We start from the raw sequence: 4,439 nt of genomic DNA on the forward strand, positions 1-4,439 counted from the left end.
ACAAAGTGCTGGCGTTAAAGATCCCCTATAATAAGGCGGTGATTGCATTTGATTTTGCCGCGCAGGAATACACGGCACCCGATAAAATCGATTACGCCTATTATATGGAGGGCTGGGATAAAGGATGGAACTATGTAGGTAAATCCCGGACCGCTAATTATACCCGTTTGCATGAAGGCAGCTATACTTTCCGCATAAAAACCACCAATGCCGAAGGCGCCTGGAATAACCGGGAATACAAAATTAAAATAACGGTGTTGCCTCCCTGGTACAGAACCTGGTGGGCTTACCTGATGTATACCTTTTTTGCAGCGGGGCTGGCATATCTTTATCTCCGGTACAAGGCGCAAAAAAACAAACTCGACTTTGACATCCGCCTTGCACGCCTGGAAACAGAGAAGGAAAAAGAACTCAATGAAAAGAAACTGGCCTTTTTCACAAATGTGTCCCATGAGTTCAGGACCCCGCTGACGCTTATCATCAACCCCGTAAAGGAAATACTGAACAGCACCGATAAACCCGCAGGCAGTGGTCTGGATGTGGTGTACAGGAATGCCCGGCGTTTGTTAAGCCTGGTTGACCAGTTGCTCCTTTTCCGGAAGGCCGATAGTGAAACAGATAAACTGAAAATCACCTGTCTTAATTTCTATGATGTCTGCAAAGAAGTATATCTCTGTTTTAGCCAGCAGGCGATGGCAAAGAACATCAGCTATACATTCCATTGCGATAATCAACAACTGCAACTGTACGCCGACCGGGAAAAAATCGATATTGTGCTGTTTAACCTACTTTCCAACGCATTGAAATTTACGCCGGAGAATGGAGAGGTTAGCTTTGTGGTGACGGAAGACGACGAGCATATAAAGCTTGTCATTACCGATACCGGCTGTGGCATCAGCGAAAATGCAGGTCGCCTGTTGTTTGAGAAATTTTACCAGGTAAAAGAAAAGGGTACATTCGGGAAGGCCGGTTTCGGAATAGGACTATACCTTTCGAAGCAATTTATAGAAAGTCATAAAGGCCACATTTCTTTTGCCAGTAACGCAGGAGAGGGAACCAGTTTTGCCGTGCAGCTAAAAAAAGGAACTGCGCATTTTACCGGACAATATATTTTTGAAGAACTGGGCCAAAGTCCGGTGCTGCTGGAAGAGCTCATGGGCAATATCTCTACAGAAATACCACCAACAGAAAAAGAACAAAGCCACATGGAGGATATTGTTTCCGGCAAGCGTTCTATGCTGGTGGTAGATGACAACGCCGAAATAAGAGACTACCTGCGGCTGCTTTTCCGCGAGAAGTTCCTTTTACACGAGGCCGACAATGGAGCAGACGGGCTGCAATTGGCCCGTGAGTATTATCCTGATATTATTATCAGCGATGTGGTCATGAACGGTATGAGCGGTGTGGAACTCTGTAATACTATCAAAAAAGACGCTTCCCTCAGTCATATTCCTGTAATCCTGCTCACCGCCAGTCCATCCCAGGAAACCAAACTACGGGGCATTGAGTGTGGTGCAGACGACTATATTAACAAGCCATTTGAAAAAGAGCTGCTGATTGCCCGCATCGATAATATCCTACAGAACAGGAATATGCTGCAGGATTACTTCTTCGACAAGATCACCCTTCGGCAAAATGATACCAGGATCTCCACAGAGTACAAGGACTTCCTGGAACGCTGTATCCGTATCGTAGAAAATAACCTGGATAAGGACAATTTCAACATCCAGGTACTGGCCGCAGAAATAGGAATGAGCCGTTCCAATCTTTTTAAGAAGGTGAAATCGATATCCGGTCAGTCGGTCAATGCCTTTATACGGTTTATACGCCTGCGCAGGGCAGCTGTAATATTACTCAGTACAGATTGTAATGTAAACGAAGCCGCCTTTGGGGTGGGCTTCAATGATATGAAATATTTCCGCGAGCAGTTTTCCAAACTCTTTGGAATGACCCCTTCGGCCTATATCAAAAAATACCGTCGCTCGTTTAATAAGGATTTTAATGTTATAAACTTGCCGGAATAATCCCCTATTACCTGTTTACCCCCTCTTTTTGATCATTTACCCCCGGTAGCTTTCTTCCCACAGGGTCTATCATTGTATTGGCCAAACAAAATGTTTTCCACGGTATAAAAACCAGATTGTTATGAAAATTTATCTCACGTTATGGAAATGGGGATGTCTCTGTTTTCTTTTCAGCAGCTTTGCAACAACCCTTTATGCACAGCAATCCGTCAGCGGGAAAGTAACTGCTGGCGACGCAGCATTGCCAGGTGTGATCGTGTATGTAAAAGGGAGCGGTGTAAATACGCAAACAGATAGCAGTGGACGATACACTATTACCGCCGCCGCCCGATCCACCCTTTCTTTCAGCCTGATGGGCTACAGCAGCAAGGAGGTGCCGGTGAATAACCGCAGCACTGTTAATGTACAATTGGAATCCGTTACCCAGGGACTGAGCGAAGTAGTGGTAGTGGGATATGGTACGCAGCGACGGAAAGACCTGACCGGCGCCATTTCTTCCATCAATGCTGCTGCTTATAAAGACCAACCGGTGCTGAATGCTTCCTCCGCCCTGCAAGGCAGGGTAGCCGGCGTTTCTGTGGCCAATAGTTCCGGCGCACCAGGTGGCGCAGTAAAGATCCGCATCAGGGGGGCTAATTCCATCAACGCCAGCAACGACCCGCTCTATGTAATTGACGGAGTGGCGCTGAGCAGCATCGGGATCCAGGACATCAACGTAAATGATATTGCTTCTATGGAAGTTTTGAAAGATGCTTCCGCTACGGCTATTTATGGTTCCAGGGGCGCCAACGGCGTGATCATCATCACTACCAAAAGCGGGCAGTCAGGCACTATGCATCTTGAATACAACGGCTTCCTGAGCAGCAACAAACCTATGAAAAAGTATAACCTGCTCGATGCTGCAGGTTATGCAGCGCAAGCCAATCACATTGCAGGATCGGCGGTATTTCCTGATCCGGCTGCTTATGCCGGCAAAACCACAGGCTGGCAGGATATGATCTTCCATACCGGCATTACACAAAATCACCAGCTCTCCGTTTCCGGCGGAACGGAGAAATCGCGATACTATATTTCCGGTTATTACGTGAATCAATCCGGCTTGTTGCAGAATACCGGCCAGGAGAAATTTGCGCTGCGTGCGAATCTCGACAGCAAATTAAGCAACAAGGTGAGCATAGGGCTGGGCATTTTTGCCGGGCATACCAACTCGCACAATAATGGCGATATCGGCGGCAAGGGCAATCCCGTAACCGCGGCACTGGCCTGGGCACCTACCGAACCAGTATACGACTCCGGCTCCGCATACAACCGTTTTGCTATTTCTCCCATCTGGTCCAACCCCTACATGACCATCAAGGAAAGAAACAGCGATAACTCCGCTAATTCCGCCGTGATTAATGGCCGCCTCAAATATAGTATTACCGATTGGCTCACGTTGAACATTAACCTGGGACTGGATGCAAATATTTCACGCAGCGCTTATCTGAATAATGACTGGATAAACCCCGGCAATCCAGGTTCGGGTCAGAGCTCCCTGGAAAGTTATACTTTTCAGAACAGCAACTCACTCACCTTTCATAAAAAGTTCAATGAAAAGCATGACCTCACGGTGATGGGTATTGTGGAAGAAACCTCCAACAAATACAACAGTTTTGCGGCATCCGGCTCCGGACTTACCTCTACTTCCAATGGTTACTATAACCTGGGATTGAATACTTCGCAGGGCATTTCATCAGCGTATACCAACTGGGCGCTGCTTTCATACGTAGGCCGGGCCTCTTATACCTTCCATGATAAATACCTGATCACTGCTACTTATCGTGCAGATGGCTCCTCCAAATTCCAGTCTACCGCCAACAAGTGGGGATACTTTCCTTCCCTCGGCGTTGGCTGGCGTATGTCTGAAGAACAATTTATCAAAAACCTGGGCGTTTTTTCCAACCTGAAACTGCGTGGCAGCTGGGGCATTACAGGCAACCAGTCCATCAATCCATACAGCAGTCTTGGCCTGCTTTCCGGCATACAATACTCCTACGGCACCACTACGCTGTACCAGGGCTACATGCTGGGGAGTCCCAGCAACCCTGACCTCAAATGGGAAACTACCAAGCAAACCGACATCGGTCTGGATATAGGATTACTGGGCGGACGACTTAACATCACGGCTGATTATTATAACAAACGCACGCAGGACCTGTTGTTGCAAGTACCTATTGCCGCCTACGACGGTGGCGGCACCATGTACAAAAACGTAGGCGTGGTGAATAACAAAGGCTTTGAGGTTTTTGCAGAAATTGCCGCAGTACAAACACATCATTTCTCCTGGACAGCCACCATCAACGCATCGACTTACAGGAACAGGATAGAAAGCCTGGGTAAGGATTCTATTCTATACCGGCCGGTAATCGGCGGAGG

At 47.6% G+C, this 4,439-nt stretch carries 2 protein-coding genes; both read left to right on the top strand.

The window, feature by feature from the left end; translation table 11 throughout:
* The coding region (locus VIP81_RS24965) for a hybrid sensor histidine kinase/response regulator transcription factor (protein WP_331967722.1) at positions 1–2,024 on the top strand (2,024 nt) is incomplete at its 5' end.
* 121 nt (positions 2,025–2,145) lie between these two features.
* Positions 2,146–4,439, top strand: a 2,294-nt coding sequence (locus VIP81_RS24970) for a SusC/RagA family TonB-linked outer membrane protein (RefSeq protein WP_331967724.1), incomplete at its 3' end; no start/stop codon positions are given.

This window comes from Chitinophaga sp. (assembly GCF_036566945.1).
Taxonomy (GTDB): domain Bacteria; phylum Bacteroidota; class Bacteroidia; order Chitinophagales; family Chitinophagaceae; genus Chitinophaga.